Annotated in this window: 19 protein-coding genes; 14 read left to right on the top strand and 5 right to left on the bottom strand. The window is 54.4% G+C overall.

Going from position 1 to position 21728, the window contains the following annotated elements; all coding sequences use genetic code 11:
* Positions 1 to 195: 195 nt before the first annotated feature.
* Positions 196 to 963 (bottom strand): fasciclin domain-containing protein, encoded by a 768-nt coding sequence (locus QQ91_RS08950; RefSeq protein WP_236096129.1) that lies wholly within the window; start codon positions 961 to 963, stop codon positions 196 to 198.
* Between the two features lie 558 nt (positions 964 to 1521).
* On the opposite strand from QQ91_RS08950, the gene hisIE reads away from it, so the two are divergent.
* From hisIE to QQ91_RS08965, 3 genes are all read left to right on the top strand, one after another.
* Positions 1522 to 2163: a bifunctional phosphoribosyl-AMP cyclohydrolase/phosphoribosyl-ATP diphosphatase HisIE gene (hisIE, locus tag QQ91_RS08955; protein WP_166281691.1), complete on the top strand. Its 642-nt coding sequence runs from the start codon at positions 1522 to 1524 to the stop codon at positions 2161 to 2163.
* A gap of 5 nt (positions 2164 to 2168) precedes the next feature.
* Positions 2169 to 3353 carry a DNA double-strand break repair nuclease NurA gene (locus QQ91_RS08960; RefSeq protein WP_166281693.1) on the top strand — a complete coding sequence of 395 codons (1185 nt, stop codon included), beginning with the start codon at positions 2169 to 2171 and terminating at the stop codon, positions 3351 to 3353.
* A gap of 163 nt (positions 3354 to 3516) precedes the next feature.
* Positions 3517 to 4851: an ArsB/NhaD family transporter gene (locus tag QQ91_RS08965; protein ID WP_166281695.1), complete on the top strand. Its 1335-nt coding sequence runs from the start codon at positions 3517 to 3519 to the stop codon at positions 4849 to 4851.
* Between the two features lie 18 nt (positions 4852 to 4869).
* On the opposite strand, the gene QQ91_RS08970 is transcribed toward QQ91_RS08965, so the two are convergent.
* Entirely contained in the window at positions 4870 to 6000 is a 1131-nt protein-coding gene (locus QQ91_RS08970) for a P-loop NTPase family protein (protein WP_166281697.1), read from the bottom strand.
* Between the two features lie 138 nt (positions 6001 to 6138).
* Between QQ91_RS08970 and QQ91_RS08975 the strand changes: the two genes are divergently transcribed.
* The 4 genes from QQ91_RS08975 (at position 6139) to QQ91_RS08990 (ending at position 11187) form a co-directional block, all read left to right on the top strand.
* A complete protein-coding gene (locus tag QQ91_RS08975; RefSeq protein WP_166281699.1) occupies positions 6139 to 8925 on the top strand; it encodes a cation-translocating P-type ATPase in 2787 nt (928 codons plus the stop codon).
* Positions 8922 to 9578 carry an exopolysaccharide biosynthesis protein gene (locus QQ91_RS08980; RefSeq protein ID WP_250833308.1) on the top strand — a complete coding sequence of 219 codons (657 nt, stop codon included), beginning with the start codon at positions 8922 to 8924 and terminating at the stop codon, positions 9576 to 9578. Before QQ91_RS08975 ends, QQ91_RS08980 begins: the two co-directional genes overlap by 4 nt.
* 15 nt (positions 9579 to 9593) lie before the next feature.
* Positions 9594 to 10688: a magnesium/cobalt transporter CorA gene (gene corA, locus QQ91_RS08985; RefSeq protein WP_166281701.1), complete on the top strand. Its 1095-nt coding sequence runs from the start codon at positions 9594 to 9596 to the stop codon at positions 10686 to 10688.
* Positions 10689 to 10836: 148 nt separating this feature from the next.
* Entirely contained in the window at positions 10837 to 11187 is a 351-nt protein-coding gene (locus tag QQ91_RS08990) for a hypothetical protein (RefSeq protein ID WP_166281703.1), read from the top strand.
* 144 nt (positions 11188 to 11331) lie between these two features.
* Here QQ91_RS08990 and QQ91_RS08995 read toward each other — a convergent pair whose 3' ends face one another.
* Together QQ91_RS08995 and QQ91_RS09000 are read right to left on the bottom strand one after the other, a co-directional pair.
* Positions 11332 to 11688, bottom strand: a complete 357-nt coding sequence (locus QQ91_RS08995) for a hypothetical protein (RefSeq protein ID WP_166281705.1) — start codon at positions 11686 to 11688, stop codon at positions 11332 to 11334.
* A gap of 3 nt (positions 11689 to 11691) precedes the next feature.
* Positions 11692 to 12009 carry a hypothetical protein gene (locus QQ91_RS09000; RefSeq protein ID WP_166281707.1) on the bottom strand — a complete coding sequence of 106 codons (318 nt, stop codon included), beginning with the start codon at positions 12007 to 12009 and terminating at the stop codon, positions 11692 to 11694.
* 185 nt (positions 12010 to 12194) lie between these two features.
* On the opposite strand from QQ91_RS09000, the gene QQ91_RS09005 reads away from it, so the two are divergent.
* Positions 12195 to 12383: a DUF4351 domain-containing protein gene (locus QQ91_RS09005; protein ID WP_284707165.1), complete on the top strand. Its 189-nt coding sequence runs from the start codon at positions 12195 to 12197 to the stop codon at positions 12381 to 12383.
* Positions 12384 to 12663: 280 nt separating this feature from the next.
* Here the strand turns inward: QQ91_RS09005 and QQ91_RS09010 are convergent, their stop codons facing one another.
* Positions 12664 to 12876: a hypothetical protein gene (locus QQ91_RS09010; protein WP_236096130.1), complete on the bottom strand. Its 213-nt coding sequence runs from the start codon at positions 12874 to 12876 to the stop codon at positions 12664 to 12666.
* Positions 12877 to 13246: 370 nt separating this feature from the next.
* On the opposite strand from QQ91_RS09010, the gene cas10 reads away from it, so the two are divergent.
* Genes cas10 through QQ91_RS09040 form a run of 6 tightly spaced genes read left to right on the top strand, consistent with a single transcriptional unit; the run spans position 13247 to position 21422 of the window.
* A complete protein-coding gene (gene cas10, locus QQ91_RS09015) occupies positions 13247 to 16315 on the top strand; it encodes a type III-B CRISPR-associated protein Cas10/Cmr2 (protein WP_166281711.1) in 3069 nt (1022 codons plus the stop codon).
* A gap of 1 nt (position 16316) precedes the next feature.
* Positions 16317 to 17402 (top strand): type III-B CRISPR module-associated Cmr3 family protein, encoded by a 1086-nt coding sequence (locus QQ91_RS09020; RefSeq protein WP_166281713.1) that lies wholly within the window; start codon positions 16317 to 16319, stop codon positions 17400 to 17402.
* A 6-nt stretch (positions 17403 to 17408) separates the two neighbouring features.
* A complete protein-coding gene (gene cmr4 / locus QQ91_RS09025) occupies positions 17409 to 18182 on the top strand; it encodes a type III-B CRISPR module RAMP protein Cmr4 (protein ID WP_166281715.1) in 774 nt (257 codons plus the stop codon).
* 24 nt (positions 18183 to 18206) lie between these two features.
* Positions 18207 to 18611 (top strand): hypothetical protein, encoded by a 405-nt coding sequence (locus tag QQ91_RS09030; protein WP_166281717.1) that lies wholly within the window; start codon positions 18207 to 18209, stop codon positions 18609 to 18611.
* Between the two features lie 4 nt (positions 18612 to 18615).
* Positions 18616 to 20625, top strand: coding sequence for an RAMP superfamily CRISPR-associated protein (locus QQ91_RS09035; protein ID WP_166281719.1), 2010 nt, complete (start codon positions 18616 to 18618; stop codon positions 20623 to 20625).
* Complete coding sequence (locus QQ91_RS09040; RefSeq protein WP_166281645.1) at positions 20625 to 21422, top strand: hypothetical protein; 798 nt, start codon at positions 20625 to 20627, stop codon at positions 21420 to 21422. The genes QQ91_RS09035 and QQ91_RS09040 overlap by 1 nt, the downstream gene beginning before the upstream one ends.
* The last annotated feature ends 306 nt before the right edge of the window (positions 21423 to 21728 follow it).

Here is a 21728-nt window from a genome sequence, read left to right on the forward strand (position 1 = left end):
AGTCTGTGTCTACCCCAGAGTTTCTATTCCCCAAGTGTACTAGCCTCCTTCCCGGCAAACTCAGGGAAAGAAAACGCCCGTCCCTTCAGGCGAGAGTTGAAAACTGGGACGGGCTTGGATATTCAGGTCGTGATCAGAAACTAACCCGGCTATTTAGATCGCGAGGGTTCAGGTCGTGATCAGGAACTAGCCAGGCTATTGTAGTCCTGCCGGCACCAGCACCTTATCAATGGCATGGATGACACCGTTGCTGGCCTCCACATCGGCCTGCTCAACGGTAGCATCATCAATCTTCACCGCTTCAGGTTCCACGGTGACTGTGGCGGGTGTACCCGCCACGGTTTCCACCTCACCCGAGGCAAGGTCCGCAGCCATCAGCTTCTGCGGCAGAACGTGGTAGGTGAGCACCTTCACCAGCAGCGACTTATTGTCTGGCTGCAGGAGCGCCTCTAATACACCAGGAGGGAGGGCCTCAAAGGCGGCATTGGTGGGCGCAAACACGGTGAAGGCACCTTCACCGGAGAGGGTTTCCGTCAGGCCAGCGGCCTCAATGGCCTGCACGAGGGTAGAGAACTCCTCAGCAGAGCTGGCTAACTCCACCAGGGTTTTGGAGGCAGCGTCCGCCTCTGCAGCAGACGGGGTCTCAGCCGTGGGAGGATCCGCCTCTGTCAGATCCTCCACTGGGGTCACCGGATCAGCGGCGGTGTCGATCCCCTCCTCCGACGCGGCCGGGACAACGTCCGACTCGGGGGCCAAATCACTGGCCTTGGGCATCTCAGGTTCCGCGAGGGCTGGAACCGGCGGAACCGGTAGGGCCTCAGATCCTGGCGCCTCGGCTGAGGTGGGAGAACTGGGCGTGGATCCCTTCATCATCGAGTCCGCCTGGGCTGGAGACACCAAGCCCACAGACAGTCCCAAAATCAGCACCGGACTCCATTGCAAAACATGGGGAATCAATTTCATACCTTATACCCGCAATAGTTAGTGTTAGAGCGATGACTTGGATTCATCAAGGCTCAGGCCATCTTGACAACACACCCTCAGATAACCTGACCGCACACCCTAGATTGAATCGATGTCCTCTAAGTCTCGCGAATTGAAAACGCACTGTCGCAGACTAGCCGATTTTGACCCAAAAAACAGCGACCTCTTTTATCTTTTCGAAAAAAATATTTAAATCTCCGGCCTAAACTCCTGCACCCTAAACGCATGGCAAAGGATTGAGAGGATCGGGCCTGATGTCATGATTTAATGACATAGCTAGACCTTTTCTGCAGGGACTGGAGTTTGCCCCTTAGGATCTTTGGGACAGATCCCACCCAAGGGAACAGTCCCAGAGATTCTGAGGGAAGGGGATCTGGGGGTGCCTCTGCGGACCATCAGGGATTAGACTCAGGTATGGTTCAACGGTATTGTTCGAGAACTGTCATTGTTCAAGGATGATATGGTTCGAGGACTGTCCTGTTTACGGACTGTTCATGTCCGCTGCGGACCCGTCTTTCCCCTTTCCCTACTGCCACCATGTCAACGTCTCCCTTTTCCCACGCTATCCCCATGGATAAGATTCGCTACAACGACCAAGGTCTGGTGCCTGCCATTGTCCAGGACTACTTGGATGGCACCGTGCTCATGATGGCCTGGATGAATCGGGAGTCCTTACACAAAACCCTGGAGACTGGGCGCACCTGGTTTTGGAGTCGGTCGCGCCAGGCCCTCTGGCCCAAGGGCGAAACATCGGGGCATGTGCAGCACGTTCATTCCTTGCGCTACGACTGCGATAGCGATGCCTTGCTCATTGGGGTGGAGCAGGTGGGCGATATTGCCTGCCATACCGGAGAGCGCAGCTGCTTTCATCAAGTGGAGGATCAAGTGATGCCTCCCCCAGCCGATACCCTCTCCCAGGTGTTTGCGGTTATCCGCGATCGCCAAGCTCACCCCAATGCCGACTCCTACACCTGCAAGCTGCTGGCAGGGGGAGACAACAAAATTTTGAAAAAAATTGGTGAAGAAGCGGCGGAGGTGGTCATGGCCTGTAAGGATGATCAGCCCGAAGAGATTGCCGCAGAGGTGGCCGATCTGCTTTACCATACCCTGGTGGCCCTGGCGCACCACCAGGTGGATCTCAAGCAGGTTTATCGTAAGCTGCAGTCGCGTCGTCGCTAGGGGCTATGCCGCTGAAACCCTCAGATGTTCTGGCAATTCTCCAGGAGAAGCAGGCCGAGTTTACCCTCTTTAACCGAGATGCCTCCCAAGAGCTGCGTCGCTATCGCCAGGCCGTTGCGGAACTGTCCCGGCAGCCCATGGAAAGCCTTCAGTCCCGCCTGGATCCGATCTCCTGCACCGGAGCCCGCCCTCTGGAGAGAAAGGAGAGATCTCCCCACTGGATTATTCCGACTCAGCTGCAGTGGGAGAGTCGGGAGGAAAGCCTGGCCTGGGTGCGCGACCAGCTGACGGGGGTGACGACCTTTTCGGTGGACGGATCTCAAATCTTTCCCAGCAAGGATCTATCCCTGCCGGTGGCCCTGGTGCAAATTGGCTGGTTTGAAAATCCCCACCGGGGCGATGCCAGCTACTGCAAGGATGTGCGCGTTAATGTGGTTTCTCCCGTTGAGCTGCAGCAAAACGCAAGCCATCGTCCCGCTGACCGCCAGGTGAATATGGTGCGGTTTGCCATGGAGGTGGATCGGCATGTGGAATTTATGGAGGCCCACGCTCACCAGTCCAACTGTTTGACCTTTGTGGATGGGTCTCTGGTGGCCTCCTTTGCGGAGGTCTTGGACATCGAATGTCGTCGCTTCTATGCCCAGCAATGCTTGAAGCTGCTGCGGGCCAGCGAAACCTATCGGGTGCCGCTAGTGGGTTACATCGACACCTCCAATGCACGGGACCTGGTGACCATGGTGGCCCATCTGGCAGACCTCGCCGAGGCCCAAACCCTGCTGGATACTCAGCTGTTCGGAAATCGCATGGCCTGGGGCGATCGCACGCCGCTGTTTCTGTGCAACCGCCAGGGGGCAGCGCGCACCCAAGGGATTCTCAGTCAGTACGAAGAACAGGCCCAGAACATCACATTTACCTACCTGAAAACCCATGAGGGCCGCCCCGTTCGCCTGGAGCTACCCCGCTGGATTTTTGAGGCTGGACTGTTAGAGACCGTGCTGAACTACGTGCGATCCGAGGTGATTATTGGGCGGGGCTATCCCTACGTCATTGAAACCGCCGACCAGGTGGCCGTACTGCGCAGCCAGGATCGGCAACTCTTTTTTCGGCTTCTGCAGGACTGGGCCAGAGCACAGGATCTCGATCTGCGCTTTTCCCGGAAAATGATTAGCAAGGCATTTCGACGGCGTTAAGGGCTCCCCCCCAACGAAAAAGGGGCCTCTCCAGGTTAGAGCTGGCTTGCCACTTATTTTACTAATAAATAGTGCTAGAATAGACACAGCTGGTTGATCGCTGCGCCGAGTTGGAGAAGATGCGATCGCTGGGGAATAGCCTGTTCTCTTGTGGGAGATGTCTATGCTGAGCTGGAATGCAATGCTTTCCCTGGTCACCTTTACCGGAGTGATGACCCTGATTGTGACCGAGCGAGTTCAGTTCACCATTGCCGCACTAATGGGGGCCTTGGCACTGATCTGCTTTAACGTCCTGACCCTGGATGAAGCCGTGGGCTACATTGGTCAAAGCCATGCCACCCTGGCCCTATTTTTGGGGGTGATGATTATGGTCCGAGCCTTTGAGCCCACGCAGATTTTTGACTATCTGGCCACACGCATGGTGATTTTGGCCAAGGGACAGGGAAAACGCCTGCTCATGGGTATTGTGGCCGTAACGGCTCCCATCTGCGCCGTTTTGCCCAATGCCACCACCGTGATGCTGCTGGCACCGTTAATTCCACCCATGGCCGAGGAACTAGGGGTCAATTTTGTGCCCTTGCTGATTCTCATGGTGTTTATTGCCAACAGCGCCGGATTAATTACCCTGGTGGGAGATCCCGCCACTTTCATCGTGGGCGATGCCGTCAACATCAGCTTTGTGGACTATCTTCAACGGCTGAGTCTAGGGGGAATTGTCGCCATCTTAGCGGTCGTTCTGCTGATTCCTATACTGTTTAAGAAGATTTGGCAGAAGGATCTTCCCGATCTGTCCCACTTGCCCCATCCCAAGGTGAATCACCCCCGGATGCTCGTACTGGGCGGCGGGGTTGCGGCCACGGTGTTAATCTTTTTTGGCGTGGGGGAGTCGCTGCCCATTCCCCTCTCTCCGGCGACGGTTGCCCTGCTGGGGGCCGCCCTATGTCTCTGGATTGTGCATCACAGCAAGATTGATACTATTCAGCAGGTACTGCGAGATGTGGACTGGACCACGCTGCTGTTTTTCATGAGCGTCTTTGTCCTGATCGGCGGTCTGGAAAAAACAGGGGTCATTCAGGCAGCATCCGGGCTGTTTTCCAGGCTCTTGGGGCAGAATATTGCCCTGGGAGCGATGGTGCTCATCTGGGTGGTGGGCATTATCTCCAGTCTGGTGCCCAATATCCCGCTGGTGGTGGCGATGGTGCCGATGATCAAGGAATATACTGCAAACGTGGGCTTTGTCCCTGAGGCCATGCTCGATCCTAGCTATCAGGGCAGTTTTCCCGATGAGGTGCTTCCCCTGTTTTACGCCATGATGTACGGAGCCACGCTGGGGGGCAATGGAACCTTGTTTGGAGCGTCGTCCAATATCGTGGCGGCAGGGATTTCAGAGCAGCACGGCAAAGGGATCTCCTTCAAAACGTTTCTGCGCTACAGCATCCCTGTCACCCTCGTTCAGCTCGTTGCCATCAGCCTTTACGTCTGGATTCGCTTTTTGTAACTGGCGGTGTCCGGGAGGTCAACTCCAGGTTCGTTCAGGTGGGCTATAGCCCTCCCAGGACAGGCGCTGCTTCAGCCAGCAATTAAAGAGGGGTAAGGCAATCCGATAGTGGTGCTGCACCCCATAAATCAGTCCCTTTTGTTGGAGACTGGTCAGGGCACCTTGCAGGCTTCCCCCCCGCGAAAGTCCATGCTTTTGGATGTATTGCTTGGCATGGGGCTTGTCGGTGGGGTCCAGGCACAGGCTTTCCAACACCCGGATCTGGATCAACGGCAGCTGGAGCAGCAGTGACTCAAAGGTTACGGAAATATCTTGAATCAGGGCAATCATGCTTTGGTGAACATGGTGCGCCTGGAGCAATCCCGAATCCTCGGGGGTGCGACACACCTGGTAATCGGTCCAGACTCGTCGCCCCAGGGCGATGGTGTCGCCCAGGTGCCCCTGGACGTAGGCCAGAAACAGATCCAGGGCCTTCGATTCCGCATCAAAGCGCAGATGAACCTGACTCATTTGCTCCATCACCCAGGGTTTCAAAATCTCTGGCGGAACGGGCGGCAGCTCAATGGTGGCCAGGGATGGGTCCCCTTCCCAGGTGCCGACAACGGAGGCAACCAGCACAAAATTGATCCAGCTTTCATGCTGAATATACAGATTGAGATGGGACTCCCAGGTGCCAGTGCGATCCCAGGTGCGCAAATGGGGAAAATTTTTGAACACAATCATCAGTTGAAACTGCATGGCTTCTGCCCATTGTTGCGCCAGGTCCAGCAGCTGATGAAAAATGGTCCATTCCTTTCCGTTGGCAATGTGCCAGGTGAGGCGAGCCTGTCCCGTGCCCCCCAGTTCAAGGGTTAGGGGTTGGCCAAAGCTCCAATTTTGAATCCAGGCCAGTTCTCGGGGACGACTGGCCATTGCGAGCAGGCGGTCGGCAAGGTGACGCAACAACTGGCGCACGCCAAGGGTGCGCAGACAGTCAATTTCAATCACCCGCACGCCCGTCCTCTCTGCAGCGGTGCGGATGAGTGTGTCTCGACCGCTTCCCGGCACGCCCGTCACGAGGCAGCTCTGTCTGGCCTCAATGGCCTGAACCATGGCAGCCAGCTCCGCCCGATGACCCACTAGCGCGGTGGGGAAAAAAGGTTGATACATTACAAATTTACGAAACGGGGCTAGGGGGTAAATACATGGCGCTTTTGGAACTAAAAAATGGTGTTGAACGATTGATTTTAATACTACAATTATTACATTTCCCTCTTTAGTTTTAAAAGGATTGCAAGGGTGCAACCGATGGCTTTAGGGTCAACGTCTCTTCTCGTTCAAGCACCGAGCTATACCCTATCGGGGTCGCAGGTGTTGGATCAGTATCACAGCGATCGCCACCAGGGCCTGGGCAGCGCCCAGGTGGAGCAGCGCCAGGCAGAGTTTGGCCTGAATATGCTCCAGGAGGTGAGGGGCCGCACAACCTGGCAACTGCTGTTGGACCAGTTCAAAAACATCATGCTGCTGATGTTGATTGCCGTGGCCGTGGTTTCCTTGGTGCTCGATCTGCAGGATCGACAGTTTCCTAAGGACGCGATCGCAATTATGTCCATTGTCATCCTCAATGGCTGGCTGGGTTTTGTGCAGGAGAGCCGGGCAGAAAAGGCCCTGGCAGCGCTCAAGTCCATGTCTTCGCCTAGGGTGCGCGTTCTGCGCGAGGGGCGCGAACAGGAGGTGGAAGCTCAATATCTTGTTCCTGGCGACATCCTCTATCTAGAGGCGGGGGTGCGCGTTCCGGCCGATGCCCGCCTGCTTGAGGCCATCAACCTACAGATTCGCGAGTCTGCGCTCACCGGAGAGTCCGAAGCGGTGGTGAAGAACGCAGCGGCTGAGCTATCCCTGGAAACTTCCCTGGGCGATCGCGTCAATACGGTGTATCAGGGAACTGAGGTGGTGCAGGGACGGGGCTGGGCGGTGGTGGTGGCCACCGGCATGGCCACAGAACTTGGAAAAATTGCCGCGCTGCTGCAGGGGGTGGAAGCAGAACCCACCCCTCTCCAACAGCGGATGGGGGAGTTGGGCAATGTCCTGGTGAGTGGATCGCTGGTCCTAGTGGCGCTAGTCGTTCTGGGAGGGGTGCTGCGCACGGGTAGCTTTGCGGCGGTGGATGAACTGCTAGAAGTGTCCTTGAGCATGGCGGTGGCGGTGGTGCCGGAGGGCTTACCGGCCGTGATTACGGTGACCCTGGCCTTAGGCACCCAGCGCATGGTGCGACGACAGGCCCTGATCCGGCGGTTACCGGCAGTGGAAACCCTGGGGTCAGTCACCACCATCTGTTCCGATAAAACGGGAACCTTGACCCAAAACAAAATGGTGGCCCAGAAACTGGTCACCTGGGACCGAGCCTATGCAGTGTCGGGGGTGGGCTACGACCCCACGGGTGAATTTTTACACGCCGGAGAACCCACAGTGCCCCTGCAAGACCCGGTGGCGCGTCGACTTCTGCTTGCCGGAGTGCTCTGTAATGACGCCGCCCTCCAACGCGATCAGGGGCATTGGGCCATTTTAGGAGATCCCACCGAGGGCGCCTTACGGGTGCTGGGACAAAAGGCCGGGCTAGAGGCCGCAGCGTTGAGCCACACCTATACCCGAATTGCGGAGGTTCCCTTCTCCTCAGAACGCAAGCAAATGAGCGTTGTTTGCCGCACCGACCCCAGCCAGGGGTCGGATTTCGCCATGGATCAGGTCCTATTCTCAAAGGGATCACCGGAGGCCATACTGGCCTGTAGTGACAGGATTTGCAGCCCTGGGGACCTGATCCCGCTAACGCCCCAATGCCGCGATCGCCTTTTGCAGCAAAACCAAGAATTGGCTGCCCAGGGGCTGCGGGTCTTGGGGGTAGCCTACCGTCCTTTATCCCATGTTCCAGACGGAGAAAAGCTGGCCGACTGTGAATCCCACTTGATCTGGCTGGGCATGGTGGGTATTTTAGATCCGGCCCGGCCCGAGGCAAAGCTGGCGGTGGAGCGCTGTCGCCAGGCAGGTATTCGCCCGGTCATGATTACTGGCGACCACCAGCTCACGGCCCTGGCCATCGCCCAAGAGATTGGGATTGCCCAGCCGGGCGATCGCGTCTTAAGGGGCCAGGACTTGGAGACCCTGACCCCAGAGGCCCTGGAAAGAGAGGTTGAGCATGTGAACGTCTACGCCCGCGTGGCCCCCGAGCATAAGCTAAAAATCGTCCAGGCCTTGCAGCGACGCCACGAGTTTGTGGCAATGACCGGCGATGGCGTCAATGATGCCCCGGCCCTAAAGCAGGCCGACATTGGGATTGCGATGGGGATTACGGGCACCGATGTGAGTAAAGAGGCCAGCGACATGGTGCTGCTGGACGACAACTTTGCAACCATCGTTGCCGCTACGGAGGAGGGCCGGGTTATCTATGGGAATATTCGTCGCTTTGTCAAATATATTCTGGGCAGTAATATTGGCGAGGTTATTACCGTGGCAGCGGCTCCCTTGCTAGGGTTAGGAGGGGTACCGCTTTCGCCCCTGCAAATTCTCTGGATGAATCTGGTAACCGATGGACTGCCGGCCCTCGCCCTCGCGGTTGAACCCGCAGATTGCAATGTGATGCGGCAGCCGCCCCGTGACCCGCGCGAAAGTATCTTTGCCAGAGGCTTGGGATGGTATATGGTTCGCGTGGGCTTGGTCCTGGCCATTTTATCCATTGGTCTGATGTCCTGGGCCTATGGCTATACCCATGCCCCTGGCTATGGCGGAGACCCGGACACCTGGAAAACCATGGTATTCACCACCCTTTGCCTGGCCCAGATGGGACATGCCCTTGCCGTGCGTTCTGAGCACCAGCTCACCTATCAGCTGGATCCGCGAACCAATCCCTATCTCTGGGGGGCAATTTTTATGACCACCGCCTTGCAGCTTTTGCTGCTTTATGTGCCGGCGTTGCGCACCTTCTTTGGGGTCACGCCACTGGGATGGGTGGAGCTAGGGGTCTGTTTGGGGGTTAGCTCTCTGATGTTCATCTGGATTGAGTTGGAAAAGGTATTTTTGCGCGGGAGGATGGTTCGGTGAGTCTAGAGCCTCATCCCCCCTCCTCGACCGTGCCTCCCACTGGGCCTCATCCCCGTAAGTTTTCTCGGGAAATCCACCTGCTTTTGCAGCAGCTTGCAGAACGCCCCTTGAGTTTAGGCGAGATTTTGCAGGAGACCTCCGATCATGGCGTGCTGCTGCTGATCGGCTTGCTGGTCTTACCCTTTCTGTTTCCCATGCCGCCGGGCGTAACCACGGTGCTGGGCAGCGGCTGTTTGCTGCTCTGTCTGCAAATTTCCTTTGTTCAGGGTCCCCCTCGACTGCCGGGACGGATTGCACGGTTTCAGTTCCCTCAACGGCTGGTGCGGCAGCTGTTGGGCAAGCTGCACCGCTTAACTCGCCTGCTTGAAAAGCGCACCAAGCCCCGCTGGTTACACATTGCCGAACATCCCTGGATTCACCGCATCAACGGGTTGTGTATGGTTTGGCTGACCCTACTCCTCATGAGTCCGGTGCCCTTTACCAATCCAGTGCCCACCGTCGGTATTTTGCTGTTTGTGGTGGCGATGCTGGAAAGCGACGGCCTGCTGCTTTGTATTGCCTACGGGATGACAGGCGTGATTACCGGGGCAGTGGGGCTAGTGGCCTATGGGGTCTGGCGATCGCCAGGGTGGATTCAACAGATATTGAGCTGATGCGATGTTGAACTGATGCGCCGATATTACTACGATCCGCCTGGAAGTCCACCGGGGATGATCCATGCCCGTGAGCAGGCACTCCCCCCCCGCTTGCAGATCATGGACTACAATGCCCAGCGGTGCGTCCAAAAATTTCTGAGTGATCCCCAGGACATCCGGGGCTATCTAGATACCCAGTCAGTGTCCTGGATTGATGTGCAGGGACTGGGCCATGCCCAAACCTTAACGGCCCTAGGGGAGATTTTTCAGCTCCATGCCTTAACCCTAGAAGACATTGCCAATGTTCCGCAGCGGCCTAAGGTTGAGGAGGCCCCGCACCAGTTACTCATCGTTGCCCAGATGATTACCTTGCTGCCGGAACAGACGCGCAGCCAAAGGAGGCGACGCTCAAGGCTGCACATGGAGCAGGTTAGCTTTATCCTCGGCCGTCATTATTTACTCACGGTGCAGGAAGAGCCGCAGTTTGACACCTTTGAGTCAGTGCGCGATCGCATTATTCAGGGGCGCGGTGTGATTCGAGATCATCAGGCGGATTACCTGGCTTATTGTCTAATTGACACGATTATTGATGGGTTCTTTCCGGTGCTTGAGGCCCTGAGCGAAGACATTGAGAGCCTGGAACTAGAGGTGTTACGAGGGCCGGGACCGGCCACGCTGGCTCAAATTCATCAAATTCGGCGAGATTTATTAACCCTGCGGCGATCCATTTGGCCGCAACGAGACATGCTGGCTTTGCTGAGCCGAGATGGCAGTCCCCTGTTAGGGTCAGAGGTGCAGGTGTATTTGCGAGATTGCTACGACCACGCTGCCCAGGTCATTGACACCATCGAAATTTACCGAGAGCTGACGGCTAGCTTGATGGATATTTATCTATCTGCGGTGAGCAATCGCATGAATGAGGTCATGAAAACCCTGACGGTCATTTCGACGATTTTTATTCCCCTCACCTTCGTGGCTGGCATCTATGGGATGAACTTCAATCCGGAGGCTTCTCCCTTGAATATGCCAGAGCTGAACTGGTATTGGGGTTATCCCTTAGCGTGGCTGGTGATGCTGGCGATCGCCAGCGGCATGATCACGTTTTTCTGGCGACGCCACTGGTTTTAGCATGATGCTTCACTGGGGATAAAAGCCCCAGGATTCTATCCTGTTGTTAAAAAATTTAAAGGTATTCGGACATTTATAACAAACTATCCAATCTCCAGCCAAAATATTATTTGATTATAGGGAAAACGTGCATCCACGGCTCAAAACCATGAAAAACTCACTCGCCCAAGGGTTGCGTCTTCTTATCCTCGGATTAGCGCTTTCTGGAATACTGTGGGGCTGCGTTAGTAAAACTCCCCTGTCCGAGGCCCAACAACCCTACGCAGGGCGCTGGGAAGCTCCCGATGGCACCTATATTCATATCTATTTAGATGGAGGAGGAGACTTTAAAGCCTCTAATTCCAGTGTGGAGGGAGGTGCAGTCACCTTTAAGGGCGAAACCTTCACCATTGGCCTGGGTCCCATCAAAAAATCCTTTCAGGTCACCCAGCCCCCCCAGCAACAGGGAGCGGAATGGGTAATGGCCTTAGATGGAGTAACCTATAGAAAAACCCCCTAGAGGGGACGTTGGCGATCATCTAAACCGGCCGATGGGCGCGATCGCCCCCCACTCCAAATATTTTGAGGGTAGACGGGGTGAGTAGCGAGGCAACGGACGGTCTTCTGCGTTACTTCAGCGGACTGTCCAGTGGGCCACAGGCCCCTATCGATTGAGTTGAAACCTAATTTCGCGAAGGATCATCTCAATCCCCGCAGAGGTTCCTGAAAAACCTTGCAGCAGAATGGAAAGCGCGAACAGCACCCAGGGAACCAAGGCGTAGTAAACCAGTCCCCAAGCAATCATGGTGCCGAGGGGCTGACGGCGCCGGCGACGATGAGAGCCCAGAAGGATCAGGGCAAGGGGGGCCACTGTGTGAATCACTAAGCTGATGGGGATCGCAGAATAAAGGGCAGCCAGCCCTCCCCACATTCCCTGATTGCGGACCAGCACATAAAGGGCTAGTACCGGCCAACTGAGCGGTCCGACCCAAACTAACGTCTTCACCAAGGGGAAGGCCATTGCTCAATCTCCACTGCGATTCGCCAGCAATGCCGAAACATCAACGGATTCATCCAGACTGCCCCTCGGACTGTTGAAGCACCCTTCCCGGTCCTCCGCCCGCCTTCGCCCATGAAACGCAGCGGGCAAGGGAGCGGGCTGACGATGCCAGATGGGGCGAAGGTTCTCCACCGGCGACAGGGGGAGGAGAACACAGTGGGTCTCAACATCAACATCAATATCAACATCAACAAGTCTGCGATGCAAGCCCGCCAAGCCCAGAGGCGATCGCGCCAGAGAGGGTGGAAGACAAAGGGTCGATAGCCACGGCGTCGCTGACACGAATTTGGGGCAAGGTCGCTGACACGAATTTGGGGCAAGGACACCAGGCGAGCTTGCATTTAATATCTGTCCCTCCAAGTATCTATTCCTCCAGTATCTGTCCCGCTGTGATACTTGTGATGACCCATGGGCAGTATCAGAAACCCCGCAACCCGTCCAACGACTCTGCCCCTTAGAGGGCGGATATCACAAAGGCAGAACACGTTGGGTTCGCACAAGGGGAGCGATCGCGGATTACCCGTCAATTGTATCGGACGTTGGCAGAACTCACCGACGGATTAAGGGTTCAAGTTCAGGATTTAGCGTTTGCAGAGGTGGAGTCCTTGGGGGATGCATTGCTGGATTTTACCCAGCTTGCAGGTTTAGAATTCTAGCGGCAATCGCCTGAATGATGAGCGATCGCAATGATCTTTCGATTTCCCATCCCCAAGACAGCTTCATGGCCTCGGGGAGGGTACTCACCCGCATCAACCTTCTACATAATAAAATTCAGAACATGCCCCAGGGCAACTTACATTTCTGCCCCTGAGACTGACCCACTCTAGCGTCTCGTCAATTTTTTATTATGGTATGCCCCCACGGAAAACCCAATCATACCTGTACCAAGTTCTCAGTTGCGGCAGCGGATCCCCCAGCACTTCTACATAGCCCTTTTTAAGCAAGAGAGATTTGGAAGATCGGTTCCCAGGGGTCACCGTGGCCCACCGCTGTTTCACTCCATGGTGCTTCTGACCCTTGATCCAAGGCTGGGGCCATGTCATCATCAACATTGACACAGACCCTCGGATCACCGCGAATGTCCTGCAGTTCCATTACAGGATCCCCACTGACCCGTTCATATTGACGTCGCTGAGATTCAATCATCATCCTCCACATCACCAAGGGATGACGCCTACTGTTGAATCAGCCTTTGCTGACGCGGCGATCGCCTCCTTCAGAGGAGCAGGCCGGAAGTCTGCTGGGCAAGGGCAAGGGAAGGCTTGCCATGACCTTAACCATCTAGATGCCCTGTAGCCTTCACCAAACTTCACAAATTAAATGGGGCAGATGCCACAATTTTAATTATTATCTAGCTAAAATAGGTCGCGAGAAGGCACTTCATGCATATATTCTTCTTTTTTCTCTCGTTAACTATTTTTAGTTAGAAATTATTTTGCCTTGATTTTCTCTCAAGGGTCCACGGGAGATTACCTGGCGATATGCCGTTGCTTGTAATCTGGAAACACTAAGGTTAAGTATGGTTCAACCCTATTGGCAAGCCAAAATCTGGGGCTTGCTGCATGATCCGGTGCTCAAGGCTTTACATTCAAACCCTGGGCGTGGCCAAAATTCTTTCTGGAAAGACTTTTGGGTGCTGAGGGACTGGGTCGATGAAGATTCAAACCCAGAAACGACGCAAAGAAAAGGATTTCAGCAAATTCACCTGGCGGATATGATTGCCTCGGCCAGCGATCGCGGTGCCATTGGCAGTTTGAACAGCAGCGTCAACTACAGTGACCAAGGCCTGCAAATCCGCCATTTGCTCTCGGGGGAAGCGCTTGAGTTGCGGCTGCAGCCAGAGTTTCATCAGCTGAGCCAAGGCAAGAATCCTACTCAGACGCTCTTTGATCTGGAGAAAAGCTTATTTGAGGCCTGCCTTGTGGACTCGGCAGCCGATTCCCATCAAAGCACACCCATTTTTGATCTAAAGGATGAACGTAAGGTTTTTTGGTGGCTTTGGAGATGCCTGCCTGAGGTCGTCTGTCAGAAGTTCGGTGCGGACCCATCTTTATTGCTGATGCCCGCCGAAACCCGCTTGCCCGATGGATCCATCTGGAGTCACACGAGTATGACCGCGGCCCTAGCGGGGGCCTTGGCGGGCTATGACCTGTCTCCTGAGGCACTGCAGAAGTGGCCCCATAAACAGGAGCCCTCCCGCGCCTATATGACCGTCTTTAGTTTTTCCCCGATTCAGACCTTGATTAAGGCCAGTCGCAAAATGCGGGACTTTTGGTCCGGATCTTGGATCTTGCATTACCTGTCGGCCAAGGTCTGCTGGGCGATCGCAATGAAATATGGCCCTGATACGGTGCTATACCCCAGCTTATTCCAGCAGCCTTTGATTGATGCCTGGATTCGGGAACAATGGCCAGATTTTGAGCCATGGGTGCCCAAACCCGCTGAGGCCCAGTTGCTCACGGCCGGATTTCCCAACGTGATTGTGGTGGTGCTGCCGGAGGATAAGGTCGCCGCTGCGATGCAAATGGCGGATCAGGTTCTCCGGCAAGAGTGGCTGAAGGTGGGCGAACTGGTGCATGGATCTTTGCAAGAGCGGCACTGGATGACATCGCTGCCCCTGGATCATAAGTCCTGGAAGGGGTGGCTCCAGGCCCAGTGGCAAACCTATTGGAGTGCCCTGCCCATCGGCGATCGCCACAGTGACCTCACCAGTTCGGAGGTGTACCGTGCCGCCGACAAACCCTGGGCAGATCGTCAAAATAAAACCTTCAAAGTCAAGCCTAAGCAGGTTCTCTTTAACCAAGCTGAAGCTGAGTTTCTCCAGCAGGCTGGCGAATTGCGCAGACAACAGCAGGGAAAAAATCCAGCCAATGCTAACGTGGGATCCTGGTGGCCTTACGTGTTTGATCAGTTGAGGTTGGGGCTCACCTCCATTAAAAATGCCCGGAATTGGGAAATTCCCACGGCCTTCAGCGTGCGGTCAAGCCTCTCGGGCTTGGGGCCAGCGGTGCATCCCCAGGGGGATTGGATCTCCGAAGGCGAGGTGAAAGCCGGTTGGCAACGACAGGCTGGGTTATTTGACGGCACAGAACTGCTCAACGCGACCGAGACGGTCAAGCGGGGGCTCCACAAAATTTTGCCGCAATTGTTGCCGGGCTATGGAGAAGCAGATTTTCAAACGGCTTACCCCGATTTAACGGCGGGGGTGGCGGGTTACCTGAAGGTGCATGGCGCCGAGCATCGGCAATACTTTGTGGACACCTGTCAGGAAATTAGACAGCAGCCCTGGATGAGTGGCAGTTCCTTCCCCGCTTCAATTCAATGGGGGATTCCGTGGATGGATCAGCCGGTAAATTCTCCCTTGAGAAATAATACCAGTCGATATCTTAATGCCGGATGGCTGCTTGAGGATCTGGAATTGGATGCTTTAAAGGCGCTGGAAGATCAACTTGCCCAAACCCGCGATGCAGACTTAATAGACCTGCTTCAGGCGGATATTCGTCAGCGCAGACGAGACTATCGGCAGCGGATCCAGGAAATTCTGGACAGGCGCTATGGTGACAACAACCCGGCGGACTGGTATGTGTTGGCGGCTGGGGACGGTGACGGCATGAGTGAATGGTTGAAAGGGGAAAAACTCAAGCCTTACCAAAATTACCTTGCCAGTTCCCTGAACGTAGAGGGCAAGTTAAAGGAGTCTTTTGAAAAATTCATAACCCAACCCAAGCGCATGGGGCCTGCAACTCACAACGCCCTGAGCCGAGCCTTGCTGGATTTTTCTAACCAGTTGGTGCCCTATCTGACGGAACAGCGTTATGCAGGACGACTGATTTACGGCGGGGGAGATGATGTGTTGGCCTACTCCAACCTTTGGGAATGGGATAGCTGGCTGTGGGATTTGCGCCAATGTTTTAAAGGGCAGCCGGATCCGCTGGGGGAATTTGATCATCAGGGGGACTACTGGCGGTGGCAGGTTCCAAACCGGCAGCCCTCAGGCATTGCCCAGCGGCCGCTATTTACCATGGGCAGTGCCGCGACCATTTCCTTTGGTTTAGTGATTGTGAACCAAGCAGTGCCCCTGGCGATCGCCCTGGAAAATCTCTGGGAGGCAGAGGCGGAAGCCAAAGCCCATCGCGGAGAAGCCCAAGACCCCAAAACGGCCAAGGATGCGGTACAGGTGCGGGTATTGTTCGGAAATGGAAACTGCCTAAAGGCCACCTGTAAATTCTCGGTGTTTGATCAATGGCGGGGGCTCCTGGGCGCTCCGGCTTCTCTGGGCGAATGGATTCCCAATCTACAAGCGGGAGACTTTGCGGCCTGCTTTGAGCAAATGGCAGAACTTTGGGGGGCACATCCGGTTCCCACCCAATCGGCGATCGCCTGCTGGCTCAAGGCCTTTATCAATCGTCGTGATTTATTCAAAAATCAGGAGTCTGCCAGGACTGCGATGCTGAATCTCTGCCAAGGGTGGCTGGAGGAACTGTGGCGACAGACAGATCCCCAAGACCGTCAGACGGCTGTCCAGGCATGGCTGAAGCTGACGGCGTTTATTCTCCGAAAACGTGATATTAAGCTGAAAGGACATTAGGATGACCTTATATTGGTATCGGATCACGCCCTTGGACGTGTGGATGTTTCGAGATGCAAAACCCTTTAGTCCAACGGAACGGGCCTGGGCCAGCAGTCTTTTTCCACCCTCGGGCCATACCATTGCCGGGGCAGTGCGCCCCCTATGTAACCATCACTCCGACCTTAAACTCCTGGGGCCGTTTCTCTGCTATCAAGACCGGCTGTGTTTTCCCAAGCCCTTAAGTTACGTGGGCACAAACCTGCTGATGCCAGCGCCTTGGTTGCCAGCGGACGATCCCTCTCGACAGATGATGTGGAATGGTCAGGATCCAGCTCCGCTGGTGATTCCTCAGGTCGAGCCGGAGACGATCGCCCCTCAAAAACAGCAGGCTGGTGCGTATCTGGAGAGTTCAACCTTGCTGAAGTTTCTCAAACAGGAGGCGATCGCCCCGGAGGAGATGCATGGGGTGCCAGGAACGGAGGGGCAGCCCTGGCTGGTGGAAAATCGTCCCCATAATTCCTTAGAACCGGGCACCAGAACCGTAAAAGAGGCAGATGGCTATTTTGTGGAAAAGGCGATTCGGCTGAAACCTGGATGGGGGTTAGCGATCGCCCTGGAATCCTCCTTGCCGGCAGGCACGGTCCTGCGGTTAGGGGGGGAAGGGCATCGGGCCTTAGTAGAACCCTGCGATGCCTTTGCAACTCAATGGGCTGAAATCGACCAGCTATCCCAGCGCAACTTCCGGCAAACTGGGAAGGCCCTAGCCTATTTGGCCACACCGGGAGTCTTTGAGCGAACCCTGAATGGGGTGGCTAAATGTCGGTCCTGGCCGTGGGAATGGAAACTGACCCACCGGTCTAATCCCAATCAAACCCCTGGCCCCTTGGTCAGTGTGGCTACGGCGGAGGCAGTTCCCATCAGTAGCCGATTTGTGGAGAGCAAAACTGGCCGAAGTCGGCCGGCACCGCAGGTATTTGCGGCCCCGCCGGGCAGTGTGTATTACCTGGATCACCCGGAAGCGTTGTTTCAGGACAATCCAGGGGTGAAGGCCCACCGCTATCGCCGGTTAGGGTATTCGGAAATGTTATGGATTTCAGTGGAGTAAATAAGCATGAATCTTGTCTATTTGTATTTAATTGCGCCTTTGCACACCGGAGGCTCGACCCAGGAAGGAAATTTATTGGGCATTGCCCGCGAATCCCACACGGAATTGCCCTACATTCCCTCCAGTACGATTCGGGGTCGGCTGCGTGCAACGGCGGAGGAAACAATTCGCCCCCTCCTGTTTGGGACGGATCTCAAGGATGGAGAGTTAGAGCAAGGGGACATTTGGATTGGCGACGGTTCGATTTTGTGGATTCCGGTGCCTTCCCTGAGCCATGGCGTGGTTTGGGTGACCTGCCCGATGCTGCTCCGGCGTTGGCAGCGTCTATCGGGGGGCAGTGACACAATTCCGGCAGAGTACAGCACCAGTATCACCGGTGGCCAATCGATTTACCTCAAAGATGCCATCTTAAAGGACTCGCATCTCACGATGGGGCAAGACTTTACGCCATTTCTACCCTCCGCTGGCCAAGAGGTCGAGATTGATCGGGGGGTGGTGCTGCCGGATCGGCATTGTGCGACGTTGATTCAAATGAGCCTCTGGCGACAGGTCAAAATTAAGCTCGATGAGACCAAGACGGTGGACGGTGGGTTTAGATACGAGGAGGCCATTCCACCGGATACATTAATGTATTTTCCCTGGGGAGTGACCTCAAAGGCAAAGGGTTCCGCCGATTCATCCCAGGAGAGTTTCAGAACGCTATTAAATCAAGCGAGTCTGCTTCAAATTGGGGGGCAGGAAAGTCTGGGGCGCGGATTTGTGCAGCATTGGTTGGCTTAGTCATTCAAGAACAAAGGAAAGAAGATGGATCTATTTGACCCCCGCACGATTGCGACGCCAGTGTATGAAAGGCTGAGTCAGCTGCGATCGCAAACAAACAGCAACGACACACTTCAGCAACAAAGAAAACAGGCCGTAGAACTCTACACCTATCTTTCGACTTGGGGCTTACTGCGGCTGAAGGCAGAAGAGATGGCATTGAATCAAGAAGGAAAGAAACAAGAAGGAAAGAAACAAGTGGTAAAGCAATACTTCCAATGTTTAGAAACGCTGGCTGATGTTCAGGGATTATCAGGGGAGGGAGGCTTAAAGACCCTGAAGAATTTGCCGGTGGATGATTATCTGGGCCTGACTGGGTTGGGACTGGCGATCGCCCTGGAGTTTAGCTTTTGGGCCACTGCGGTCTATGCCGACGTCAAAGGAGAATAACAAGATGGTTTTTGATCGCCCCAATCGTCCCAATCCTGCTAATCGCCCCAATCCTCCCGCCTCGCCCCAGCGCTCTACCCATCCTGCTGCCACCGCCAGAGGGGGGCCGTCAACGCCGCAACGGCAAAGCGGAGGCGGAGGAAATCGCAACGCGAATTCTGGCAATGGCGGCGGCGGGAACCCCGAACCTCCGTCGCCCTGGTTAGTGGATCCCCCCAAGCCTGATCCAGGCGCTAGCTTTGTGGAATATCTGCGCTGGATGCGGGCCGCGGACCATGCCTACAAAGACCCCACTAAGGTGCAAATGTTGCAGATGGCAACGGAGCGGGGAGATTACCGCGATCGCCTTCAAACGCTCACCGAGCGCACCAAGCTAATCGCCGGGGACAATAACTGGTTTGAGGTCCAATGTCCCTGGCGGATTCGCGTGGGCGGGCATCGTGGCCCAGAAAGTATTTTACTCCCAGCCTTTGATGCGCTGGGAATGCCCTATATTCCCTCCAGTACCTTGCGCGGCGTGGCCCGCACCCAGGGTATTCGCCATTTCATGAAAACAGAAAATCTCAAGTGGAAGGAGGCTGAGCAGAAAATTGCGCCCTATTTTGGCTCTCTAGAGGCCGAGAAGGGCGATCGCGCTGGAAAGGTGATTTTTTTAGATGCCTATCCTTTGCCAAAGGAAGCTGGAAAAGCAGGTGGATTAGCAATGGATATGGTTAACAATATTTGGGCGTGGGACAATAGTCAAAAATTTCTAACGTTAGAGTCCAATCCCAATTCTTTTCTTTCCCTGAAGAATTCAGTCTTTGTCATAGGCATCCGACCTACGAGGCAAAGCCTACCTCCCAATGAATTCAAGCAAATTAGAGATTGGCTAATCCAAGGTTTGGCGTCAGGAGTAGGCAGTCAGATCAACGCTGGATATGGAAGATTACACTTGGTTGACAATCCTCTGCAGAATAAGTTCTTTTTTGAGATTAATTTTCTGCTTACTGGACAACTGATACATGGAACACAACCATTTAGCAGTTTGAATCAATTATTTAAAAAGGACAGGCAAGGTAATTACAAACGCAATAACGGTAAACTGGTGCCTAATATAAAACCTGAGGATGAAGTCCGTTCCACTGCGTTCAAGTCGGTTTTACGCTATTGGTTTAGGGCTTTTGCTCTAGGATTCTTTCCTTCTCAAACTGTACGAGATTTTGAGGCGCAGCTATTTGGAACAATTGACCAAGCTGTAAAGGAAAACCTAGATCATAAAACAGGATTGATTCGCTTTGAAGTACTCAATACGATCAGTGTGCCGTCTAATAGCCCAACCAAACCTGGCAGGCAAGAAGGTGTACTTGCCTTAAGTTTTTCTGACAAAGGGATTAGTGATGAACAAGCAACTTACCTTACTCAAGTCATGAAATCTCTAACCTGGATAATGTTTCATCTTGGAGGGGTGGGACAAGGAGCAAGACGACCTTGCTATTCACGGCGTAATAGTCCTAATCCTAATCCACCTTGGCGAGGTTCGACTCTAAAGGCAATAAATCCACCGGCTGATTGGAAAAAATACTCTAACATCTCTGAATTTCAGAAGTTATTTCAGCAAAAAATTCAACTATTCTATGTGGGCCTTGGAAAGCTAGCTAACATGAAACTTCGGCCACAGCCTCCAAGCAAGGAAAGTAACCTCTGGCATCAGGTGATCAACTCAAATAGTAGAGTGATTGTTTGTAGCGGATCAGAGATTCAAAATAAACCTTATGCGTTAGGCATTTTGCATCAAGATTTTGCTGGCAGTAATGGCCAGAGTCAAAAATATCATCCTCAGTTGTGTGGAACGACTCATACAAATCCTGTTTTGCCCTCGCCTGTTTGGATTGCCGCGCCCTCCGAAGATTTTCAGGTGGTTACTGTTTTTGAAGCCCACACTTCACCTCGAAAGGACTATATTAAACGACTTAGAAAGGATACTGCCCCTGAGGAGTGCCTGAAAATCTGGCCTTTGAAAGGAGAATGGTAATGATAAGTTCGTTAATCATTACCGTAGGCACTCGCCAGGTGGGGTGGCGATCGCCCGATGGCATTGTCCGATCGCTGGGGGCCGATGCAGCGCGGGGGGTGCCCTCCCATGTGGATGAACTTTACCAGGAGCTGGGCATTGAGCGAAAATCTCATGAGGCGGCAGCCCAATGGTCGGTGCGAGATTTAGGAGAGCGGCTGTATCTCCATTGCCAAATTGAGAATGATTTTAGTCCGGTGGTGTTGTTACTGGATGCGGAAATTATTGCCAAGGAGGCGGCGAGAGATCTTCAGCAGGTGATTCTCTGGGGAACGCAGCAACCGGACACCGTTCCCTGGCAATATCGCCGCATGGATACGCTGTGGCTGGCGGAGCTGATGGCGGGGGCAATCCGGGAGCGATACGAACAGCTAACCGTGGAGGTCTGGGCTCCACTTCTAGAGGCCAATGATCATTTGGCGATTATTGAAGAAATTGAAACCAAGCTGATCAATCATGCCGAGCAAGGGGTTGGAGCCGATCAGGAATTGACGTTTTTAATTCAAAATCGGGGATCGACTCCTGCGATCGCTAGTGCTTTGGAAATTTCTGCCGCAGCGATTGTGCGGCAGTATGGGGTGAAGCTCCTGATCCCCAAAGAACCCCGGCCTGCCTTTGCCAATGATGATCAAGGTCGCGCTTCGGCACAGGTCTCTACGTTCTATCGGTCTATGCCCCTGGGGAAGTATTTTTGGCCGATTGAAAAACCTGGCACTGGTTCCGTTGCCTGGGTCAGTGTTAATCCTTTCAATATCTGAATTTGAGCGATAATGTAGTTTCCTATTAACCCGACACCTGATGGATCTATTTGCTCATCCCTGTCCATGCTGTGCCAGCGAAGATGTTCACATTCACACGCTTTATCCGACGCAATCGTATGGTTTACGACGCATTCTCCATTGTCGCAGATGTGACATTTACTTTAGCGAGACCTTTGCAACCCCAATCACGGGACTGAAAACCCCGCTGAGCCGAATCATCACAGTCCTTAAGGCCAGGAGTGAAGGAATGAGCCTTAATGCCACGGCTCGAACCCATAACGTCTCGAAGAAAAGCGTGATCGA

Origin of the sequence: Lyngbya confervoides BDU141951 (assembly GCF_000817775.3) — a bacterium.
GTDB lineage: Bacteria > Cyanobacteriota > Cyanobacteriia > Thermosynechococcales > Thermosynechococcaceae > Lyngbya > Lyngbya confervoides.

Bases quoted from the DNA above. Each gene is read 5' to 3' on its own strand.
- QQ91_RS09030 (WP_166281717.1), top strand. From the start codon at position 18,207: ATGGATCTATTTGACCCCCGCACGATTGCGACGCCAGTGTATGAAAGG.
- QQ91_RS08970 (WP_166281697.1), bottom strand. From the start codon at position 6,000: ATGTATCAACCTTTTTTCCCCACCGCGCTAGTGGGTCATCGGGCGGAG.
- QQ91_RS08950 (WP_236096129.1), bottom strand. From the start codon at position 963: ATGAAATTGATTCCCCATGTTTTGCAATGGAGTCCGGTGCTGATTTTG.
- hisIE (WP_166281691.1), top strand. From the start codon at position 1,522: ATGTCAACGTCTCCCTTTTCCCACGCTATCCCCATGGATAAGATTCGC.
- QQ91_RS08990 (WP_166281703.1), top strand. From the start codon at position 10,837: ATGAAAAACTCACTCGCCCAAGGGTTGCGTCTTCTTATCCTCGGATTA.
- QQ91_RS08995 (WP_166281705.1), bottom strand. From the start codon at position 11,688: ATGGCCTTCCCCTTGGTGAAGACGTTAGTTTGGGTCGGACCGCTCAGT.
- cas10 (WP_166281711.1), top strand. From the start codon at position 13,247: ATGGTTCAACCCTATTGGCAAGCCAAAATCTGGGGCTTGCTGCATGAT.
- QQ91_RS09020 (WP_166281713.1), top strand. From the start codon at position 16,317: ATGACCTTATATTGGTATCGGATCACGCCCTTGGACGTGTGGATGTTT.
- QQ91_RS08965 (WP_166281695.1), top strand. From the start codon at position 3,517: ATGCTGAGCTGGAATGCAATGCTTTCCCTGGTCACCTTTACCGGAGTG.
- QQ91_RS08975 (WP_166281699.1), top strand. From the start codon at position 6,139: ATGGCTTTAGGGTCAACGTCTCTTCTCGTTCAAGCACCGAGCTATACC.
- QQ91_RS09035 (WP_166281719.1), top strand. From the start codon at position 18,616: ATGGTTTTTGATCGCCCCAATCGTCCCAATCCTGCTAATCGCCCCAAT.
- QQ91_RS08960 (WP_166281693.1), top strand. From the start codon at position 2,169: ATGCCGCTGAAACCCTCAGATGTTCTGGCAATTCTCCAGGAGAAGCAG.
- QQ91_RS09010 (WP_236096130.1), bottom strand. From the start codon at position 12,876: ATGATGATTGAATCTCAGCGACGTCAATATGAACGGGTCAGTGGGGAT.
- corA (WP_166281701.1), top strand. From the start codon at position 9,594: ATGCGCCGATATTACTACGATCCGCCTGGAAGTCCACCGGGGATGATC.
- cmr4 (WP_166281715.1), top strand. From the start codon at position 17,409: ATGAATCTTGTCTATTTGTATTTAATTGCGCCTTTGCACACCGGAGGC.
- QQ91_RS09040 (WP_166281645.1), top strand. From the start codon at position 20,625: ATGATAAGTTCGTTAATCATTACCGTAGGCACTCGCCAGGTGGGGTGG.